The sequence below is a fragment of the Rhizobium sp. P44RR-XXIV genome, from assembly GCF_001999485.2.
Taxonomy (GTDB): Bacteria; Pseudomonadota; Alphaproteobacteria; order Rhizobiales; family Rhizobiaceae; genus Rhizobium.
Window position 1 is genome coordinate 1,054,323 of sequence record NZ_MPVZ02000029.1, and the last position, 18,034, is coordinate 1,072,356.

Genomic DNA, 18,034 nt, shown 5'->3' on the forward strand with positions numbered 1-18,034 from the left:
ATGGTCGGGGCGGATGCGCGCCCCGGCTTTGAAGACCTGCTATCAGATTATTTGCGCTTGAGCAGCGCCACTGCTGCATCGGCGATCGCCGTCGGCGCCATGCCGAATTCGTCGAGGAGGAATTCGGCGGAACCGGTTGGGGCAAAAATGCCGGGAACGCCGAGGCGCTTCATCGGCACAGGTGCATTGTCGACCACCACTTCGGCCACGGCCGAGCCAAGGCCGCCGAAGATCGAATGCTCTTCGGCCGTGACGATCGCGCCGGTCTCGTTGGCGGCGGCGATGATGGCGGCTTCGTCGATCGGACGAACCGTCGCCATGTTCAGCACGCGCGCCTTGATGCCGCGTTCGGCCAGGATCTCCGCCGCCTTTACGATACGGTGGGTCAGCGTGCCGTTGGCAATCAGCGTGATATCGGAGCCTTCGCGAAGCAGGTTCGCCTTGCCGATCTCGAACCTGTGCCCTTCCGGCAGCAAATCGGGAACGCCGACGCGCGACAGGCGCAGGAAGCAGGGACCATCGTGGCCTGCGGCCCATTCGACGGCAGCAGCAGTCTCGATCCGGTCGCAGGGAGCGATGACCGGCAGGTTCGGCAGCACGCGCGTCCACGCGAAATCCTCGATCGAATGGTGAGTTGGGCCGAGTTCACCGTAAGCCAGGCCTGAGGAAATTCCGACGAGCTTGACGTTGGCATTGGAGTAGGAAATGTCGGCCTTGATTTGCTCTAGGGATCTGCCGGTGAGAAACGGCGCGGCGGCACAGACGTAGGGCAAGCGTCCGCCATTGGCGAGACCGGCGCCCACGCCCACCATGTTCTGTTCGGCAATGCCGACATTGACCAGGCGGTCGGGAAATTTTGATTTGAAGCCATTGAGCTTGGAGGAACCGACGGAGTCGTTGCACACGGCGACGATGGTTTCATTCTCGGCTGCCAGACGTTCGAGCGTCGCGGCGAAGGCATCGCGGCAGTCGTAAAGCTTCGGTGGGATTACGGGCGCGTTCATTGGATTGCCTCCGACAGTTCTGCCAATGCGATTTCATACTGTTCTTTGCTTGGAACCTTGTGATGCCAGTCGACGCGGTCCTGCATGAAGGAGATGCCATGGCCCTTGTTGGTGTGCGCCACGATGCAATGAGGACGATCGCTTCGATGCTCGAGAGCGGGCACGATCGCACGCATGTCGTTGCCGTTGATTTCGCTGACTTCCCAGCCGAAGGCCTCGAGCTTCGGGCGCAGCGGGGCAAGATCATTGGTATCCGACAGTGACGCCCCCTGCTGGAATCTGTTGTGATCGATGATCAGCGTCAGATTATCCAGCTTGAACTGATGCGCCGCCATGATGGCCTCCCAGTTGGAGCCTTCCTGCATCTCGCCGTCGCCGGTGATGACATAGGTGTGGTACTGCGCGCCCGATAGCTTGGCCGCCTTCGCCATGCCAACCGCAACGGGAAGCCCGTGTCCCAACGGCCCTGTATTGGTCTCGACACCAGGAACCTTGTTGCAGTTCGGGTGCCCATTCAGGCGGGAATAGGGCTTCAGGAAAGTCGAAATCTCATCCTCGGGAATGAAGCCACGCTTGGCGAGAATGACATAGAGCGCACAGGCGGTATGTCCCTTCGACAGGACAAAGCGATCGCGATCCGGGCTCTTCGGCTTGTCCGGCCAGACGCGCAAGACGCGAAAATACAATGCGGCAAGGAGGTCGATGACCGACATTTCCCCGCCAATATGGCCGGCGCCTGCCTCATACACGGCTTGAAGGTCGCGCAAACGGACCTGGCGAGCAATACGCTCAAGCTCCGAAATTTCCATCATCATCCTCGTTGTGCATATTTATTCACTATTAGATATTTTTGCACACCAATCACGTTAGTCAAGCCCCTCATCTGCTTTCAATTGATGAAGCTCGGTTGAATGACCCTGTTGACAGCCTTTCCGCAACTTGTTACGAATTTTCCACCAAGTGTGAATATTTATTCTATGATGAACGAATATATCATCAGGCGTGAGAATTGCAGGAGGAACGATGGTGGCGATAGACATTCAAAATCAGAGCCGACCGTCCGGAACGTGGCGTAGCAAGCTGTCGGGAGCGACCGGACCGCTGATCGGCCTGCTCCTCCTCTGCCTGTTCCTGTCTTTCAGCACCGACGCCTTTCTCTCCGTCCGTAACGGCCTGAACATTCTCGACCAGATCACGGTCCTTGGGATCATGGCTGTCGGCATGACGTTTGTGATCCTGATCGGCGGGATTGATCTTTCCGTCGGTTCCGTGCTCGCACTATCGATGATGGTGATGGGCTGGACCGCCAACACGGCGGGCCTGCCGCTTGGGGTCGGGATCGCGCTCGGATTGATAGCATCGGCCGCCAGCGGGCTCATTGTCGGTCTTGTCGTCACGCTGTTCAGGGTCCCGGCCTTCATCGCAACGTTAGCGATGATGTCGGCTGCACGCGGTGTCGCGAACATGATTACGGACGGGCAGCAGATCGTCGGGTTTCCCGACTGGTTCATGACGCTCGCGATCGACCGTCATTTCGGCGTGCTGACCGCCACCGTGTTCCTCATGCTGGCCGTCGCCCTCATTGCATGGCTGTTTCTTCACTTCCGCTCCGAGGGACGCATGCTTTACGCGGTCGGCGGAAATCCCGAAGTAGCGCGCCTTGCCGGGCTCAACGTGCCACTCGTAACGATCCTGGTCTATGTGCTGAGCGCCATTCTCGCGGGCCTCGCCGGCATCGTGCTTGCCGCCCGTCTGGACTCGGCACAGCCGTCCAGCGGCTTCGGCTACGAGCTTGATACCATCGCGGCTGTGGTTATCGGTGGAACCTCGCTGTCCGGTGGTACCGGCGGCATTGGCGGCACGCTGATCGGCGTCCTGATCATCGGCGTCCTGCGCAACGGCCTCAACCTGCTCAACGTCTCGCCGTTCCTTCAGCAGGTCATCATCGGCATCGTCATCGTTCTTGCAGTCGGCGCGGAGACCATCCGCAGGCGTCGAGCTGCCTAGGCTTTCGGTCCGCACCGGTCGGATCATCGAAAAATTCCTCTCCGATAAGGTTTGGAGCGGATCACTGCCCGAGGGGGAGGTTACCCAAGGGGCCATCAAAAACGGAGGAAAGAAAATGAAATTTGCGCGTATTCTCCTGGCATCGGCGGCGGTTCTGTCGCTGTCACTGGGCTCGGTTCAGGCCAAGGAAGTGAAAAAGCTCGGGCTCGCCGTCGCCAATCTGCAGGCGAACTTCTTCAATCAGATCAAGCAGGCCGTCGAGGCTGAAGCCAAGACGCGCGGCATCCAGGTGGTGACGGTCGATGCCAAGGGCGATGGCCCGACGCAGATCAACCAAGTCCAGGATCTCCTCACCCAGAACATCGACGCCCTGATCTATATTCCGGCCGGCGCTGCCGCCGCAACCGTTCCGGTAAAGCTTGCCAAGCAGGCGGGAATTCCGGTCGTTAACGTCGACCGCAATGCGGATGGCGCACCTGGCGATACGTTCCTGGCAACGGACTCCGTGAAATCGGCCAAGGCGGTCTGCGATTACATCCTCAAGGAAGCCGGCGGCAAGGGCAAGATGGTCATTATCCATGGCCAAAAGGGCACTACGCCGGAGCTCGACCGCACCAAGGGTTGCCAGGAGTCCCTGAAGGCCTATCCGGACGTCAAGGTCGTCGCCGAACAATATTCCAACAACTGGTTCCAGGACGAAGGCTTCCAGATCATGCAGAACATGCTGCAGGCCAATCCGGATGTTTCGATCGTCTTTGCCCAGGCGGATGCACTGGCGCTTGGCGCTGCCCAGGCTATCAAGGTCGCAAACCCCTCGCAGAAGATCGTCGTGGCCGGCTTCGATGGTGACACCGCGGCTCTCGAAGCGCTGAGCAAGGGCGTCTTCGATGTAACGGCGACACAGCAGACGCAGAAGATGGGCCGCGACGCGGTGGAAAATGCAGTCAAGCTCGTTGCCGGCGACAAGGTTCCCGCAGTTCAGCTTCTCGATGCGACCCTGACGACCAAGGACAACGTGGCAGGCTTTATCGCCAACCATCCGTAATCAGTGGAAATCTCGAGGAGGCAAGATGTGACCCAGCCGGTTCTTTCCCTGAGGGGCATATCCAAGCGCTACGGACCGCTCCAGGTGCTGAAGAACGTGGACCTCGACGTCCATGCCGGTGAAGTGGTAGCACTTCTCGGCGAAAACGGCGCCGGCAAGTCGACGCTCTCAGGCATTATAGCGGGCTCGCGCATTCCGTCCGAGGGAACCATGACGTGGCTGGGGCAGCCTTATGCCCCGGCCGCTCCGCGCGATGCAATCGACAAGGGTGTCGTGCTGATCCATCAGGAACTGCAGCTTCTGCCACATCTATCCATCGCCGAAAATGTCTTCATCGGACGATGGCCGATGAAGAACGGCATGGTCGATCGCGCCCAGATGGTTCGCCGTGCCCAGGAACAGCTCGCGAGGTTGAACCTGCACATTCCCGCGACGCGGAAGGTTGCCGGCCTTTCGACCGCCAACCAGCAACTCATCGAAATCGCGAAGGCACTGGCGCTCAACGCAAAGCTGCTCATTCTCGACGAGCCCACGGCAGCCTTAGGGGGCGCGGAGACCGAGGCTCTGTTCGAGCAGATCAGAAAGCTTCGCTCCGAGGGTGTCGGCATCATTTACATCTCCCACCGCATGGAGGAGATCAAGCAGATCACCGACCGCATCGTCGTGCTTCGCGACGGAGAGCGTGTCCATGAATTTGCCGACAGCTCGACGCCCGTGCGCACGATCGTCGAAAGCATGGTCGGGCGTTCGCTCGATCGCATGTTTCCGCCACTTCCCGAGCCGACGAGCCGACCGGTACTGCGCGTATCCGGCCTGACATCGCCGGACAACTCCTTCCGCGGTGTGAGCTTTGACGTTCACGCCGGCGAGATCCTTGGCATTGCCGGCCTTGTCGGTGCAGGCCGTACCGAACTCGTTCGCGCGATTTCCGGCGCAGATCCGATCAGCGCCGGTTCGATTGCTCTGGAGGGCGAGCCGCTCAGGCTGCACAGTCCGGCGGACGCGATTGCCAAGGGCATCGTCATGGTTCCCGAGGACCGGAAGGACCAGGGCCTCGTCGTTGCGCACAAGATCAGCGAAAACATCATCTACGCCAATCTCGACAAGCTCGGCGGCCGCTGGATCACTTCCGGCATGAAGCGCGCCTTTGCTGAAAAGGCGGTGGCAAGATTCGGCGTGAAGGGCCGTGCGGAACAACTTGCCTCAGATCTTTCGGGCGGCAACCAGCAGAAGGTGGTCATCGCCAAATGGCTGATGCGTGATCCGAAGGTCGTCGTACTCGACGAGCCGACACGCGGCATCGATGTCGGCGCCCGCGCCGGCATCTACGACATCATCGTCAAGCTCGCCAGACAGGGGGTCGCGGTCATCGTCGTCAGCTCCGACCTTGAGGAAGTGCTCGGCGTATCGAACCGAATCCTCGTACTGGCACAGGGCAAACAGGCAGGCATTTTAAGTCGTGACGAGGCCAACGACGTCTCGGTCATGGAACTGGCGACAATCTAGAGAATTTCCAGGAAAAATGCGCAGCGGTTTTCGTCCGGAAATGCGTAAAAACAAAGAGATAGAGCGCTTCGCTATCCGAAGAATAGCGAAAATGCTCCAGGCAAAGACAGAAAGGAAGAGCGGTGTCCGACATCTCTCTCAATGCACCGAAACTATTTGATCTCAGCGGCCAGGTCGCCATCGTGACGGGTGCGGGCAGCGGGATCGGACAGAGGATCGCGATTGGCCTTGCACAGTGCGGCGCCGATGTGGCGCTGCTCGATCGCCGCACGGATGACGGTCTTGCCAATACCGCCAGCCATATTCGTGCGGCCGGTCGCCGCTCGATCGAAATCGCGGCTGACGTTACCAGCAAGTCGTCTCTGGCCGATGCCGTCGCGCGCACCGAAGCCGATCTCGGCGCGCTCTCGCTTGCTGTCAATGCGGCCGGTATTGCCAATGCCAATCCCGCCGAGGAGATGGAGGAAGACCAATATCAGACGCTGATGGACATCAACCTGAAGGGCGTCTTCCTCTCCTGCCAGGCGGAGGCACGGGCCATGCTGAAGAATGGACGCGGATCGATCGTCAACATCGCCTCCATGTCGGGCGTTATCGTCAACCGTGGCCTCAGCCAGGCACACTACAATGCGTCAAAGGCCGGCGTGATCCACATGTCGAAGTCGCTGGCAATGGAATGGGTGGCGCGCGGTATCCGGGTCAACACGATTTCACCCGGCTATACCGCAACGCCGATGAACACTCGTCCGGAGATGGTGCATCAAACCAGGCTCTTCGAGGAGCAGACCCCGATGCAGCGCATGGCTGGTGTCGACGAGATGGTCGGCCCCGCCGTATTCCTCCTGTCCAATGCTGCAAGTTTCGTCACGGGCGTGGATCTGCTCGTCGACGGCGGCTTCTGCTGCTGGTAACGCCATGCGCAAGCTGATCGCAGGAAACTGGAAAATGAACGGTCTCGCATCCTCCCTTGCAGAGATCGAGGCGCTGAGGGGACTAACCGGTGAGGCGACGTGCGACATCGTCGTCTTCCCGCCCCTCACGCTGGTTGAAAAGGCCGTCGAGCGCGCCTTGGGCTCGGCGATATCGGTCGGGGCGCAGGATTGCCATGCCGAATTCGCCGGCGCCTACACCGGAGACATCTCCGCCGCCATGCTCGCGGAAATCGGTGCGCGCTTCGTCATCGTCGGCCATTCGGAGCGGCGCTCGTCCTATCTTGAAGCCGATTGCGCTGTTGCGGCCAAGGCCGCGGCCGCCCACAGGGCCGGGCTGACGAGCATCATCTGTGTCGGCGAGACGCGCCAGCAGCGCGACGAGGGCAAGGCGATCGAGGTCGTGCGTGCCCAGCTTGAGGGGTCGATCCCCGACTGCACGACGAGCACCAATACCGCAATTGCCTATGAACCGGTCTGGGCGATCGGCACCGGGCTGGTGCCATCGATCGCGGAGATCGAAGAGGTGCATGCCGCAATCCGCCATGTGCTCGAAGAACGATTGAAGCGGGATGGTACGCTTGTACGGATCCTTTATGGCGGCTCGGTCAAGGCGGCGAATGCGGCGGCGATCTTCGGCGTTCCCAATGTGGACGGAGCCCTGGTCGGCGGCGCATCGCTGAAGGCATCGGAATTTTCCGACATTATTTCTGCAGTCGCTTAACATCGGGGTGACCGGACCGTACCCCTAACCGGTAGAGGAAAAGAGCATGCAACGCTTCGAAAACAAGACCGTCGTCATTACCGGCGCAAGCCGAGGGATCGGTGCCGCGATTGCCAGACGTTTTGCGCGCGAAGGCGCCAATCTGGTGGTGTCGGCCAATGAGGACGCCGTCCATGCGGTCGCCGAGCAGATCACGACCGATGGCGGAAAGGCGATCTCCTTTGTTGGCGACGTTACCGACAAGGCTAGCGTCAAGTCTCTGTTCGATGCCGCCGAACAGGCCTTTGGCGCCGTCGATGTTTCCATCCAGAATGCCGGCGTCATCACCATCGCCCGCGTCGAGGACATGACCGAAGGCGAGTGGGACAAGATCATGGCCGTCAACACCAAGGGCGTCTTTCTTTGCGCCCAGGAAGCCATCGCCCGGATGCGCAAGCATGGCCGCGGTGGCCGCCTCATCAACACGGCCTCCGGTCAGGCGCGTGCTGGCTTTATCTACACGCCACATTACGCGGCCTCGAAGATGGGCGTCGTCGGCATCACCCAGAGCCTTGCCAAGGAAGTCGCCACCGAGGGCATCACCGTGAACGCCTTCTGCCCCGGCATCATCGAAACCGATATGTGGGCCTACAACGACCAGGCGTGGGGCAAATTGCTCGGCAATTATGGTCCGGGTGAACTCATGAAGGAATGGGTCGAAGGCATACCCATGAAGCGCGCCGGATCTGGCGAGGACGTTGCGGGCCTCGTTACCTTCCTTGCAAGCAACGATGCGGCTTACATCACCGGCCAGACCATCAATGTCGATGGCGGCCTGATCATGTCGTAGCGGCCACATGGACAGACTGTTCAGTCTTTGAACCGATTGAAAGGCAGCAGGACGCCAGGCACCCTCTTGCGATACCGGCTGCCGATCGCCTATCTTAAGAATGTTCTCAGGGCGGGGCGTAATTCCCCACCGGCGGTATCGAGGCAACTCGGAGCCCGCGAGCGCTCGTGAAACGAGGGGTCAGCAGATCCGGTGAGATGCCGGAGCCGACGGTCATAGTCCGGATGGAAGAGAGCAATGCTGCAAACGCCACCTCGCGTGGTGTTTCGCATCCTTGTTCGCCCAAGGGAAAACGGTGGCCGCGAACCGGCCATGGATGCCACGCAAGTGGCTAACCCTTGAAAGGCAGAAGACATGGCAATTGCCAAAATAGAAGATGCAATAGAAGCGATCTCGCGTGGGGACATTGTTGTCGTTGTCGATGACCGTGACCGCGAGAACGAAGGCGACCTGGTGATCGCGTCTGACGCCATCAGCTCCAAGGCCATCGCATTCATGATGAACCACGCACGGGGGCTGATCTGTGTCGCGATGGAAGGACAACGGCTCGACGAGCTTGAAATCCCACTCATGGTTCCGCGCAACACGGAAGTCTTAAAGACCGCTTTCACGGTATCCGTCGATTACATTCCGGAAACGACCACGGGAATCTCTGCGGCTGACCGGGCTGCGACTGTCCGCGCGCTGGTCACGACCGGCTCCCGCCCCGACGATTTCGCGCGTCCGGGTCATATCTTTCCTTTGCGTGCGCACCCGGAAGGCGTTCTCGGCCGGCCCGGACATACCGAAGCCGCCGTCGATCTGGCCAGACTTGCCGGGCGGACAGCATCCGGCGTGATCTGCGAAGTCGCAAATGACGACGGAACAATGGCGCGTCTGCCTGACCTCGAACGCTTCGCGGAGCGTCATGGCCTGCTTCTGGTGACGATCGAAGACCTCCAGGCCTATCTCTCGCACAAGCGCCGCGACACTTTCACCCCGGAGAGTTCCGTAGCGTAACCAATGACAGGATAGTCGGCTCAAAAGCCGGATGTCCCATAACGTCCGTTGGAAAAAGACATATAAGGCGAGCGAGGCAATCCAGCAAAGGATTGTACCGCTCGCCCATGCTCACGGAATGGGAAGCCCTGCCCGACGCCATCGCATGATCAATTCTCATCAAATCTCTGCTGTCGCGCCACCCTGGCATGAAACACAGTGATGGCATGATTTTTGCGACATGGGAGGCAGCACGATGGACGACACGCTCTATGGCAAGCGGGACAAGCGCGGAGACTGGAAGCCGAACAAGCTCCTTAAATATCCGCCGGTTTTCATCTGGCCGGCCCAGCCGATCGGCTTCCTGAAATGGTTCTTCGGATATCCCGGCTATCTCATGCCTTGGAACACGGTCTATGCCGTCATCGGCACGCTCCTGTGGCTCTATGCAACGCCATCCATGGAGACCATGAAGACCTTCGAGCCGGGTTGGATCGCCTATCTTCTCGCCCGCAACGCTGCCCTGGTCTTTCTGTTCTTCGGCGCGTTTCATCTGCGTCTTTATATGCAAAAGAAGCAGGGAACGACCTTCAAATACAACGGCAAGTGGCCGTCCAAGGACAATTCCGCATTCCTTTTCAGCAATCAGACAATCGACAATGTGATCTGGACTTTCGCAAGCGCCATCCCGCTTTGGACCGCTTTCGAAGTTCTGACTTTATGGGCCTTCGCAAACGGCATCATTCCCTATATCGATTTTGCTGAACACCCGATCTACTGCGGCTTGATCATGCTGCTGATCCCGACATTTCGCGATCTGCACTTCTATCTCGTCCACCGCCTGATCCACTGGCCGCCGCTTTATCATGCCGTTCACAAGCTGCATCATAACAATGTCAATCCCGGGCCATGGTCAGGATTGGCAATGCATCCGGTCGAACATCTGCTCTATTTCTCAGGCGTGCTGATCCACTGGATCATACCTTCCAACCCAGTCCACGCCCTTTTTCACCTCACGCATGCTGCGCTGGCGCCGGCCCCGGGACATGCGGGTTTCGACAAGATCATTGTCGGAAACGAAACCGCCATCGACACGCATGCCTATGACCACTACCTGCATCACAAATTCTTCGAGTGCAATTATGCCGATGGCGTCATTCCGCTCGACAAGTGGTTCGGCACTTTCCATGACGGCTCCAAGGAGGCGGAGGATCGCATGAACAAGCGTTTCATGGAGAGGGCAAGGCGCCGCCTTGAAAAGCAGGCGCACCGCTCTACGGCATCGGACTGATGCCATAGGCGGCGACCGGAATTGCCAGGCGCGCCGGCGCCTCCATTAGACCGGCGCCGCGGATTGTCCGATATTTTCTGATGTGAAGGTTAGGAACGGTACGGGATCCTGACTGACCGGCACATCAATGATCCCGATCCTCGAAAGGACGGTGTCCAGCGCGCGCCTCGCCTGGGTTTCCGGCGCCTGATCCAGAACCAGCGTCATCAGGCCGGATGAAATGAAGCCGCGCGTTTCGTCGTTCAGTTCATGCGCGATCCAGACGACTTCCTTCTTCTCTCGCTCCCGATAACGCTGAAGCACGGAGCCGACCCCCAGATTGGCGCCTCCCGCATTATAGACGCCGACAATATCCGCCCTGCGGCGCAGCGCCTGTGTCAGCATCTCGGCGGATCTCAAATCGTCATCGTGGCCGAACACGACCTCGGAAAACTGCAACGCGGAATTCCGCTGGGTCGTGATGTAATCGGAGAAGCCGCGGACGCGCTCCTTATGAATCCGATATGCCCAGCTGTGGCAGACGGCAACGATGCTCCCAGTCGCCTGCGGAAGCATGCGCGACATATAGAAACCGGCGGTTCGGCCGGCCGCATAATTGTCGATCCCCACGAATACATCGTCCCTGCCACCCGTATACGAAATGATCTGCACGACTTCGACGCCGCTGGCACGGGCCTGTCGCAAGCTCTCCGTGATTTTCGGATGGTCAACGGCGACAACGATCAGTCCGTGCCGCCGGATTGCGCTACTGGCGATATACGCTGCGAATTTTTCAGGATCACTTTCCTCGACGAAGGTTCGATGAAGGCTGATCGAGCTGTCGAGCGATGCGGCAATCCGTTCGAACGCGCGGTTGAGCCTGCTGAAGAAGGGCGTTTCCGGCCTTACAAGGATCACCTCGATACGGATCGTCCCGCGATAGAGGTTCGGGATGCCCCCCTTGTATCCCAACTGCTTCGCCGCCAGTACCACCTTCTCGATTGTTTGCGGCCTGACCCCGCCTCGTTCGTTCAGAACACGCTCGACGGTTGCAATGCCCACGCCTGCAGCGGCCGCAATATCGACCAAACGGGTTTTCTTCATTCCGCTCCTCCTTGAGGAAAAATGATCATAATCGGCGTGGAATGTGAAGCGGCAATTCGCCCATGGTCGAACCTGTACAGGCGTTTGGGAAAACCGGGCGCAATCGGTACCGGAAGACGATGGCGAGGAGGCAGGAAATGACGACATGGATAGATGCATGTGGAGCCGCGGAGATAGATCAGGAAGACGTTATCCGGTTCGATCATGCCGGACGAACCTTTGCGATCTACAGAAGTCCGGACGACGAATTCTTTGCGACAGACGGATTGTGCACCCATGAAAGGATCCATCTGGCCGACGGACTTGTCATGGACGATATCATCGAATGTCCGAAGCATAACGGCCGCTTCAACTACAAGACCGGCGAAGCTCGGGGCGCACCAGTTTGCATCAATCTGAAAACCTATCCGGTGAAGCTGGAAGGCGATCGCGTCATGATCGGAATCGGAGCATGAGCGACGGTGCCGGGGTTGTCATCGTCGGGGCGGGAGAATGCGGCGCGCGTGCGGCGCTGAGCCTGCGGGAAAGCGGCTATCCTCATCCCGTCACCCTCATCGGCGACGAAGTGCACCTCCCCTATGAGCGGCCGCCTCTTTCGAAACAGTTGTTGCTCGCAGAGGCAACGCCCTCGGCGCCGCCGGTTCTCACGGACATCATGCTCGGCGAACAAGGTATTCAACATATCGGCGAAGCGTTGGTCGAGGCAATCGATCCCGCCGACAGGCAGGTGATCCTGTCAGACGGTCGGGCGCTGCCTTACGAAAAACTGCTGCTGACGACGGGAGCGACACCACGGCGCCTGCCGAATGCGCCGGCGAGCCGCCGCATTCGCTATCTGAGGACCATAGACGATGCGCTGGAGCTTCGCCCCTGGATCAGGGCCGGTACGCATATTGCAGTCCTCGGCGGTGGTTTCATCGGCCTGGAGGTCGCCGCCTCGGCGCGCAGCCGTGGGGCCGAGGTGACGGTAATCGAGTCCCAGGAACGCATTCTCAAGCGTGGCGTGCCCGAGGCTATCGCTGAAATGGTCGAGACATTGCATCGGCGCAACGGCGTCGTTGTGAGATGCGGCGCGATGGTTCTTCGGATCGAGGCCGATGACCGGTGCGTCGAAATCCTCCTCTCGGATGGCGCTGGGATTTCGGCGGATGTGCTGGTCGTCGGGATCGGCGCACAGCCGCGCACCGAGCTTGCCCTCCAGGCCGGCCTTGCCGTGGATAATGGGATCGCCGTCAACGAACGTCTCGAGACGTCAGTCGCGAATATCTATGCTGCCGGCGACTGCTGCTCGTTTCCGCACCCGCTCTATGGCGGACGCCGGCTTCGGCTGGAAGCCTGGCGCAACGCACAGGATCAAGGCATCCTCGCTGCGGCAAATTTGGCAGGCGGGGCAAGCCGCTATGAGGCCGTTCCCTATTTCTGGTCGGATCAATTCGATCATACCTTGCAGATTGCCGGGCTCGTCGACGAAGGGCGGACGGTTGTTCGACGAGACCTGGGCGACAGTGCCTTCATCCTCTTTCATCTTGACGACGCACAGAGGCTGGTTGCTGCAAGCGGGATAGGCCAAGGCAACCGGATCGCCAAGGATATGAAGCTGAGCGAGATGCTGATTGCAAAGCGGATAACGCCGTCAATCGATGCCTTGACAGCAGCGTCGAGCCTGAAGGCATTGCTGCCGAGAGCTTAGTTCAGCGAACAGAAATTGACCGAGGCATCGGAGCTTGATCCGAAATTGCCATAGCAAAATGGACCTGGTGCACCATGCCATGATGCGCGGAGCGTCCCTGCGACGCTCCGCCTCTTAGTCTCTTAACACCAGCCCTCTTGGCGCTTCCCGGCATATCTAGCGTTTCAACTTCTCCTGCAGCGCGGCCCAGCCTGCCGCAAAAACGTGCGTGGAAACGATCTCGGCATATTTTCCGGTATCTTCCGGTTCCTCATCGAATGTCGCGAACCATTCGGCAAAGGTCCGGTCGCCTTCCGTAACCGGAAGCAGCCTTATGCCGGCTATATAGTTTTTGACCGGAAAGGCAGGCTTCACAAAGCTGTAGGACAGCGAATGATCGAGGTCGCTGAGAGCGATCAGCTGCTCGCGCACATGGGCACCGTCCGTGAGGTGAAATGAGCGGATGCAGCCGACATCGCCGCTGCTTTGGCCGCCTTCGATTTCGCTTCTTGCAATAGCTGGATGCCAATCCGGCAGGCCGTTGAAGTCGCGCACAACCCTCCATACGGTTTCAATCGGCGCATCGATCACCGCGCTTGCATATGCCTTGGCCACATTCCCCTCCTAATGCTGTATGACGAGATTCTTGAAAGCTTGCGTCTGCGCGACGAGGGCTTTTTCCACCGGCAGACGTTCCATGCTGGATGCACCATAGAACCCGTGGCAGCCCGGGCACCGCTCCAGAATATAGCGGGCATCCTCCGGCTCGGCGATCGGGCCGCCATGGCACAGGACGATGATATCGGGATTGACGCTGCGGGCCGCCGCGGCGATTGCATTGACTTCCTCCACGCATGCTTCCAGCGTGAGCGCGGTGTCGGCGCCGATTGCTCCGCCCGTCGTGAGCCCCATGTGCGCGACGATGATATCGGCCCCAGCCTCGGTCATCGCCCGTGCATCTTCGACCGTGAAGACATAGGGCGTGGTGAGCAGGTCCTTGCTGCGCGCCAGCCTTACAAGCTCCACCTCAAGCGCATAGCCCATGCCGGTCTCTTCGAGATTGGCTCTGAACCTGCCGTCGATCAAACCGACGGTCGGGAAATTCTGAATGCCGGCGAAGCCCAACTCCTTCAGCTGGTCAAGGAAATGATCGAAGTTGCAGAAGGGATCGGTGCCGTTCACTCCAGCGAGGACCGGCGTGTGTTTGACCACGGGAAGGACTTCACGTGCCATGTCCAGCACGATCTCGTTGGCATTGCCATAGGCGAGAAGACCGGCGAGTGAGCCTCTTCCAGCCATGCGATACCGGCCGGAATTGTAGATGACGATCAGATCGATGCCGCCGGCTTCCTCGCACTTGGCCGAAAGGCCGGTGCCTGCGCCGCCGCCGATGATCGGAATCTTCGCGTTGATCTGCTGGCGAAACTTGTCCAGCAACTGGCTTCTTTTGAATTTCATACGAACGGCCTCTGGCTGATTTCATGGAAATGTCGGACGACTTCGGAGCAGAACTCCGGTGAATTGATTGCGTGCGGCACACGGAGAACCTGGCGTTCATCGCTCTGCTGTACTGTGCTTTCAATGGCATCGAACAGCGCCGCATCGGCTTGCGGATCATGGAAGGCCTGCCCGGGAGCATCCAGAAGAGAGACCCCTCCCAGCGGCAACAGGAAGCGCACCGGTCCAATGCTGCGGTTCAGGCGTTCGCCGATCCATTTGCCCATCGCCACGTTCTCGTCGACCGTGGTGCGCATCAGCGTGATTTGCGGATTGTGCACATAGAGATTGCGGTGACGGTATTTCTCGGGGACTGTGTCGATCCCGGCGAAATTGACCATATCGAGCGCACCACAGGAGCCGACATACGGCAATGTCGACTGGGCAAGGAAGCCAAACCGCTCCTCGGTCGCCGGCAGAATCCCTCCGAACAGCAGATCGCAGACTTCGGTCGTGGTAATGTCCAGAACCCCGGCGAGATAACCGGACGCAGCAAGCTTTTCCATCGATTGACCACCGATGCCGGTCGCATGGAACACCAGGCATTCGAACCGGTCGCGCAATTGCTCGAGACCTGGGTGATGCAAGGCGTGGTGACACCGAACATGGTCAGCCCCAGCGACGGCCTGTCGTCCTGCTCCGGCTCCTTCCGATTGCGGACCATTCCAGCGATCGAATTGGCGGCATTCGCCAGAACCGTTCGCGAAATGCGGTTGAGCCCGGCAATGTCGGTGATCGAATTCACCATGGATATGTCGTTCGGGCCGACATAGGCGCTGATATTTCCGGCGGCCACAGTCGAGACCATGACGCGCGGTGTGCCGACCGGCAGGATGCGCATGGCCTGCGTGACCATCGCGGTTCCCCCCGAACCGCCAAGACCGATGACGCCGCCGACATCGTTGCGCGATTGGATAAAGCGTTCAAACGCCAGCCCCATCGCCGAGACCGCAGAGCCCCGATCACCGGTGAAGACGGCTTTGACACCGCCGGGATGGAAACCGGCAACCGATCTCGCATCGATATCGACATTGGCCGAGGGTGTCACCGTCGAAAGATCAACCAACACAACAGGCACCCCCTGCCCCTTGATCAGTTCGGCAACATAGCGCAGCTCGTCGCCCTTGGTATCGCAAGAGCCCGCCACATAAATGGTCTTCGGCATCGTCATCGTTTCCTCCTCCAGTCTTTTCCGTCCCGTTCTCCGCCAACCAAGTTGCTCCATTTTCAGAGATCTGACAAAGTCCACTTGTCGAGAAGTGGACCGCGAATGAACAAGATTTCATCGGCAAGGATCAGCCGGCTCATTGGCAATTGGCGTGGCCTCGAAGGCAAGATCGGCCATCAGCTAGGCTTGGCACTTGCGAAATTGATAGCGGCGAGGGAGTTGCCCGTCGGCGGCATGCTGCCATCGGAACGTGCTCTGGCGACGGCGCTTGCCATCAGCCGGGGAACCGTGGTTGCGGCCTATGCCTCGCTTCGGGATGCTGGAATACTGGATAGCCGCCATGGCAGCGGCCACCGCATTATCGCATCTGCAACCACTTCCGGCACCGCGCATACGCGTCTTGCCGGCGAGGTCCTGGCACGGCCACAGGATATCGACATGACCAGCGGCGCCTTGCCGCCATCGCCCGTTCTTACGAGAATGCTTGCGGCATTGCGCGGCGCCGATCTTGCAGGCGTGGCCACTGGCCTTGGCTATGATGCCGCCGGCCTGCCGACGCTCCGCTGGGCTGTCGCCCGTTACTATTCCGACCTGGGCCTGCCGACCCATCCGGACAATATCCTGATTACCAGCGGTGCGCAGCAGGCGGTCTGGCTTCTCGCCAATGCACTGGTCGATGCGTCGGACGCAGTTGTGGTCGAAGATCCCGTCTATCGCGGCTCGCTGGAGGCGTTCCACAGACGCAATGCGAGGATCATTCCCGTCGCGGTCACGCAACATGGCCTCAATATGGAGCAGCTCGAAAAGGCCTTGAGAAACCGGCCAAAGCTGCTCTATCTGTTTCCCGAGGCGCATAATCCGACGGGACGGTCGCTGGATGAGGCAAGCCGTCGTCATCTGGTGCGACTGCTGGAACGCTACCCCACCTTCCTAGTGGAAGACGGCGCGCAAAATGAGCTTTCGACCCTTGCGGGAACGACACCACGCCCACTCGCAGGCAAGATGAACCCTGAGATGGTAGCGACGATCGGAACTCTTTCCAAACTATTCTGGGGCGGGCTCCGCATCGGCTGGATTCGTTCCGCCCCTTCGGTCATCAAACGCCTTGCAAGCTTCAAGGCGGTCGACGACCTCGGCTGTTCCATGTTCGACCAGCATATTGCCGTCGGCTTGCTTGAAAACATTGCGGAAGCGCGGATCTACCGTCACCAGGAAGTGGCCGGCCATTTGAAGATCGCCGAGGATTTTATCGCGGAACGCGCTCAGGGCCGATGGCATTGGGCGCGCCCAGCGGCAGGCACTGCCATCTGGATCCATATGCCCGGTGTGGATACCGTGGCACTGTGCCAGGAAGCACAGCGCCACCGCTTGTTTTTGTCGCCTGGATCGGGATATTCCGCACACGAAAACTTTGGTGACTTCATCCGCCTGCCCTTTGTCCGCCCGCCCGCAACCATGCAATTTGCCATCGACACGATCTGTAATCTGACACCGGACGAATAAGCAGCTACCAGCGTTCATGGCGGCGTGCACCCCACTCCCCCCAATGCTAGGCCGGCCGACCCTTGTCGCTCAGTTTACCACTTGGTCCTGCAGAAGCTAGTCCAGTTCGGATGTCTTGAACGTTGGGCGGCATTGAATCGGCGCCGTTTTCCGTCTCGGGCTGCTCCAACCGGCGAATATGGGCATCCAGCATCGCGATAGCGCCGCTGATGTTCCTTTCCTTCAATGCATTCAGGATCTTCCGATGAGCATTGCTCGATACAGGCTGCCATCCTGCCGTCCGGGTCGCGGAAAAAATTATCCGCGAATTCGCGAGCTGGAGATCGTCGAGCATGCTCAAAAGCCTCGGCATTTTGCAAGGGGCGACAAGGGCCCTGTGAAAAGCGCGGTTCGCTTGTTCCCACTCCGTTATGTTCTTCGCTTGGTCGCCTGCGATCAAAGCTTCCTCGATCTTTTCGTGACTGGCAGCATTCATGCGCGGGGCGGCCAGCCTGAGTGCCAGGGTCTCCAGAGATGCGCGAATCTCCACGATTTCCTGGATTGACCACCCGTCCAGCGGGGCAACCCGAATACCTCGGCGTGGCTCGCTGACGACCAGGCCTCGAGCCCGCAAAAGCTGAAAGGCTTCGCGCGCGGGCACATGGCTCGCCTCGAACTCTTCGGCGACTTTATCTTGCCGCAGCGCCGTTCCCGCCGCCAACTCTCCCGACACGATTCTTTCCCCGATAACGCGCGCAATGCGCTCCGCGACTGTCTCTGCCATACGATCCTCATAGATTATCTATGATAATACAGTTTGAT

General features: G+C 59.5%; 18 protein-coding genes, 1 pseudogene and 1 riboswitch. Of the genes and pseudogenes, 11 read left to right on the plus strand and 8 right to left on the minus strand.

All coding sequences use genetic code 11. From position 1 onward, the window contains the following. Positions 1 to 47: 47 nt before the first annotated feature. Both BSK43_RS30850 and BSK43_RS30855 read right to left on the minus strand, forming a co-directional pair. Positions 48 to 1,004, minus strand: coding sequence for a transketolase family protein (locus tag BSK43_RS30850; protein ID WP_077467317.1), 957 nt, complete (start codon positions 1,002 to 1,004; stop codon positions 48 to 50). Then, positions 1,001 to 1,813, minus strand: a complete 813-nt coding sequence (locus BSK43_RS30855) for a transketolase (RefSeq protein ID WP_077467318.1) — start codon at positions 1,811 to 1,813, stop codon at positions 1,001 to 1,003. Before BSK43_RS30855 ends, BSK43_RS30850 begins: the two co-directional genes overlap by 4 nt. 214 nt (positions 1,814 to 2,027) lie before the next feature. On the opposite strand from BSK43_RS30855, the gene BSK43_RS30860 reads away from it, so the two are divergent. The 8 genes from BSK43_RS30860 (at position 2,028) to BSK43_RS30895 (ending at position 10,313) form a co-directional block, all read left to right on the plus strand. Continuing rightward, complete coding sequence (locus BSK43_RS30860; RefSeq protein WP_077467319.1) at positions 2,028 to 3,011, plus strand: ABC transporter permease; 984 nt, start codon at positions 2,028 to 2,030, stop codon at positions 3,009 to 3,011. Between the two features lie 115 nt (positions 3,012 to 3,126). Beyond that, a complete protein-coding gene (locus tag BSK43_RS30865; protein WP_077467320.1) occupies positions 3,127 to 4,056 on the plus strand; it encodes a sugar ABC transporter substrate-binding protein in 930 nt (309 codons plus the stop codon). A gap of 27 nt (positions 4,057 to 4,083) precedes the next feature. After that, positions 4,084 to 5,562, plus strand: a complete 1,479-nt coding sequence (locus BSK43_RS30870) for a sugar ABC transporter ATP-binding protein (protein WP_077467321.1) — start codon at positions 4,084 to 4,086, stop codon at positions 5,560 to 5,562. Positions 5,563 to 5,684: 122 nt separating this feature from the next. Then, entirely contained in the window at positions 5,685 to 6,473 is a 789-nt protein-coding gene (locus BSK43_RS30875; RefSeq protein WP_077467322.1) for an SDR family oxidoreductase, read from the plus strand. A gap of 4 nt (positions 6,474 to 6,477) precedes the next feature. Next, a complete protein-coding gene (gene tpiA / locus BSK43_RS30880; protein ID WP_077467323.1) occupies positions 6,478 to 7,215 on the plus strand; it encodes a triose-phosphate isomerase in 738 nt (245 codons plus the stop codon). A gap of 46 nt (positions 7,216 to 7,261) precedes the next feature. Beyond that, positions 7,262 to 8,044: a glucose 1-dehydrogenase gene (locus BSK43_RS30885; RefSeq protein ID WP_077467324.1), complete on the plus strand. Its 783-nt coding sequence runs from the start codon at positions 7,262 to 7,264 to the stop codon at positions 8,042 to 8,044. A gap of 98 nt (positions 8,045 to 8,142) precedes the next feature. Continuing rightward, positions 8,143 to 8,284, plus strand: a riboswitch (FMN riboswitch). A gap of 114 nt (positions 8,285 to 8,398) precedes the next feature. Beyond that, positions 8,399 to 9,043 carry a 3,4-dihydroxy-2-butanone-4-phosphate synthase gene (gene ribB, locus BSK43_RS30890; protein ID WP_077467325.1) on the plus strand — a complete coding sequence of 215 codons (645 nt, stop codon included), beginning with the start codon at positions 8,399 to 8,401 and terminating at the stop codon, positions 9,041 to 9,043. Between the two features lie 235 nt (positions 9,044 to 9,278). Then, positions 9,279 to 10,313, plus strand: coding sequence for a sterol desaturase family protein (locus BSK43_RS30895; protein WP_077467670.1), 1,035 nt, complete (start codon positions 9,279 to 9,281; stop codon positions 10,311 to 10,313). Positions 10,314 to 10,358: 45 nt separating this feature from the next. Here the strand turns inward: BSK43_RS30895 and BSK43_RS30900 are convergent, their stop codons facing one another. Next, positions 10,359 to 11,396: a LacI family DNA-binding transcriptional regulator gene (locus BSK43_RS30900; protein ID WP_077467326.1), complete on the minus strand. Its 1,038-nt coding sequence runs from the start codon at positions 11,394 to 11,396 to the stop codon at positions 10,359 to 10,361. 137 nt (positions 11,397 to 11,533) lie between these two features. On the opposite strand from BSK43_RS30900, the gene BSK43_RS30905 reads away from it, so the two are divergent. Together BSK43_RS30905 and BSK43_RS30910 are read left to right on the plus strand one after the other, a co-directional pair. Further along, entirely contained in the window at positions 11,534 to 11,851 is a 318-nt protein-coding gene (locus BSK43_RS30905; protein ID WP_077467327.1) for a MocE family 2Fe-2S type ferredoxin, read from the plus strand. Continuing rightward, the gene (locus BSK43_RS30910) at positions 11,848 to 13,086 is read left to right on the plus strand and encodes an FAD-dependent oxidoreductase (RefSeq protein ID WP_077467328.1); all 1,239 of its coding nucleotides are present in this window, start codon (positions 11,848 to 11,850) and stop codon (positions 13,084 to 13,086) included. The genes BSK43_RS30905 and BSK43_RS30910 overlap by 4 nt, the downstream gene beginning before the upstream one ends. Before the next feature lie 156 nt (positions 13,087 to 13,242). Here the strand turns inward: BSK43_RS30910 and BSK43_RS30915 are convergent, their stop codons facing one another. From BSK43_RS30915 to BSK43_RS36170, 4 genes and pseudogenes are all read right to left on the minus strand, one after another. Then, positions 13,243 to 13,680: an SRPBCC family protein gene (locus BSK43_RS30915; protein WP_077467329.1), complete on the minus strand. Its 438-nt coding sequence runs from the start codon at positions 13,678 to 13,680 to the stop codon at positions 13,243 to 13,245. A 9-nt stretch (positions 13,681 to 13,689) separates the two neighbouring features. Continuing rightward, on the minus strand, positions 13,690 to 14,523 hold the full coding sequence (locus BSK43_RS30920; protein ID WP_077467330.1) for a phosphoenolpyruvate hydrolase family protein: 834 nt from the start codon (positions 14,521 to 14,523) through the stop codon (positions 13,690 to 13,692). After that, entirely contained in the window at positions 14,520 to 15,101 is a 582-nt protein-coding gene (locus BSK43_RS36165) for a Tm-1-like ATP-binding domain-containing protein (RefSeq protein ID WP_348641767.1), read from the minus strand. The genes BSK43_RS30920 and BSK43_RS36165 overlap by 4 nt, the downstream gene beginning before the upstream one ends. Positions 15,102 to 15,184: 83 nt before the next feature. Next, positions 15,185 to 15,787, minus strand: a pseudogene (locus BSK43_RS36170) (Tm-1-like ATP-binding domain-containing protein); the annotation flags it as partial. A 45-nt stretch (positions 15,788 to 15,832) separates the two neighbouring features. On the opposite strand from BSK43_RS36170, the gene BSK43_RS30930 reads away from it, so the two are divergent. Next, on the plus strand, positions 15,833 to 17,233 hold the full coding sequence (locus tag BSK43_RS30930; protein ID WP_077467331.1) for a PLP-dependent aminotransferase family protein: 1,401 nt from the start codon (positions 15,833 to 15,835) through the stop codon (positions 17,231 to 17,233). A gap of 46 nt (positions 17,234 to 17,279) precedes the next feature. Here BSK43_RS30930 and BSK43_RS30935 read toward each other — a convergent pair whose 3' ends face one another. Continuing rightward, positions 17,280 to 17,996 (minus strand): GntR family transcriptional regulator, encoded by a 717-nt coding sequence (locus BSK43_RS30935; protein ID WP_136687373.1) that lies wholly within the window; start codon positions 17,994 to 17,996, stop codon positions 17,280 to 17,282. Positions 17,997 to 18,034 lie beyond the last annotated feature (38 nt).

Excerpts from the sequence above, each read along its gene's own strand:
- BSK43_RS30850 (WP_077467317.1), bottom strand. The coding sequence starts at position 1,004 with ATGAACGCGCCCGTAATCCCACCGAAGCTTTACGACTGCCGCGATGCC.
- BSK43_RS30855 (WP_077467318.1), bottom strand. The coding sequence starts at position 1,813 with ATGGAAATTTCGGAGCTTGAGCGTATTGCTCGCCAGGTCCGTTTGCGC.
- BSK43_RS30860 (WP_077467319.1), top strand. The coding sequence starts at position 2,028 with ATGGTGGCGATAGACATTCAAAATCAGAGCCGACCGTCCGGAACGTGG.
- BSK43_RS30865 (WP_077467320.1), top strand. The coding sequence starts at position 3,127 with ATGAAATTTGCGCGTATTCTCCTGGCATCGGCGGCGGTTCTGTCGCTG.
- tpiA (WP_077467323.1), top strand. The coding sequence starts at position 6,478 with ATGCGCAAGCTGATCGCAGGAAACTGGAAAATGAACGGTCTCGCATCC.
- BSK43_RS30885 (WP_077467324.1), top strand. The coding sequence starts at position 7,262 with ATGCAACGCTTCGAAAACAAGACCGTCGTCATTACCGGCGCAAGCCGA.
- ribB (WP_077467325.1), top strand. The coding sequence starts at position 8,399 with ATGGCAATTGCCAAAATAGAAGATGCAATAGAAGCGATCTCGCGTGGG.
- BSK43_RS30895 (WP_077467670.1), top strand. The coding sequence starts at position 9,279 with ATGGACGACACGCTCTATGGCAAGCGGGACAAGCGCGGAGACTGGAAG.
- BSK43_RS30900 (WP_077467326.1), bottom strand. The coding sequence starts at position 11,396 with ATGAAGAAAACCCGTTTGGTCGATATTGCGGCCGCTGCAGGCGTGGGC.
- BSK43_RS30905 (WP_077467327.1), top strand. The coding sequence starts at position 11,534 with ATGACGACATGGATAGATGCATGTGGAGCCGCGGAGATAGATCAGGAA.
- BSK43_RS30910 (WP_077467328.1), top strand. The coding sequence starts at position 11,848 with ATGAGCGACGGTGCCGGGGTTGTCATCGTCGGGGCGGGAGAATGCGGC.
- BSK43_RS30920 (WP_077467330.1), bottom strand. The coding sequence starts at position 14,523 with ATGAAATTCAAAAGAAGCCAGTTGCTGGACAAGTTTCGCCAGCAGATC.
- BSK43_RS30930 (WP_077467331.1), top strand. The coding sequence starts at position 15,833 with ATGAACAAGATTTCATCGGCAAGGATCAGCCGGCTCATTGGCAATTGG.
- BSK43_RS30935 (WP_136687373.1), bottom strand. The coding sequence starts at position 17,996 with ATGGCAGAGACAGTCGCGGAGCGCATTGCGCGCGTTATCGGGGAAAGA.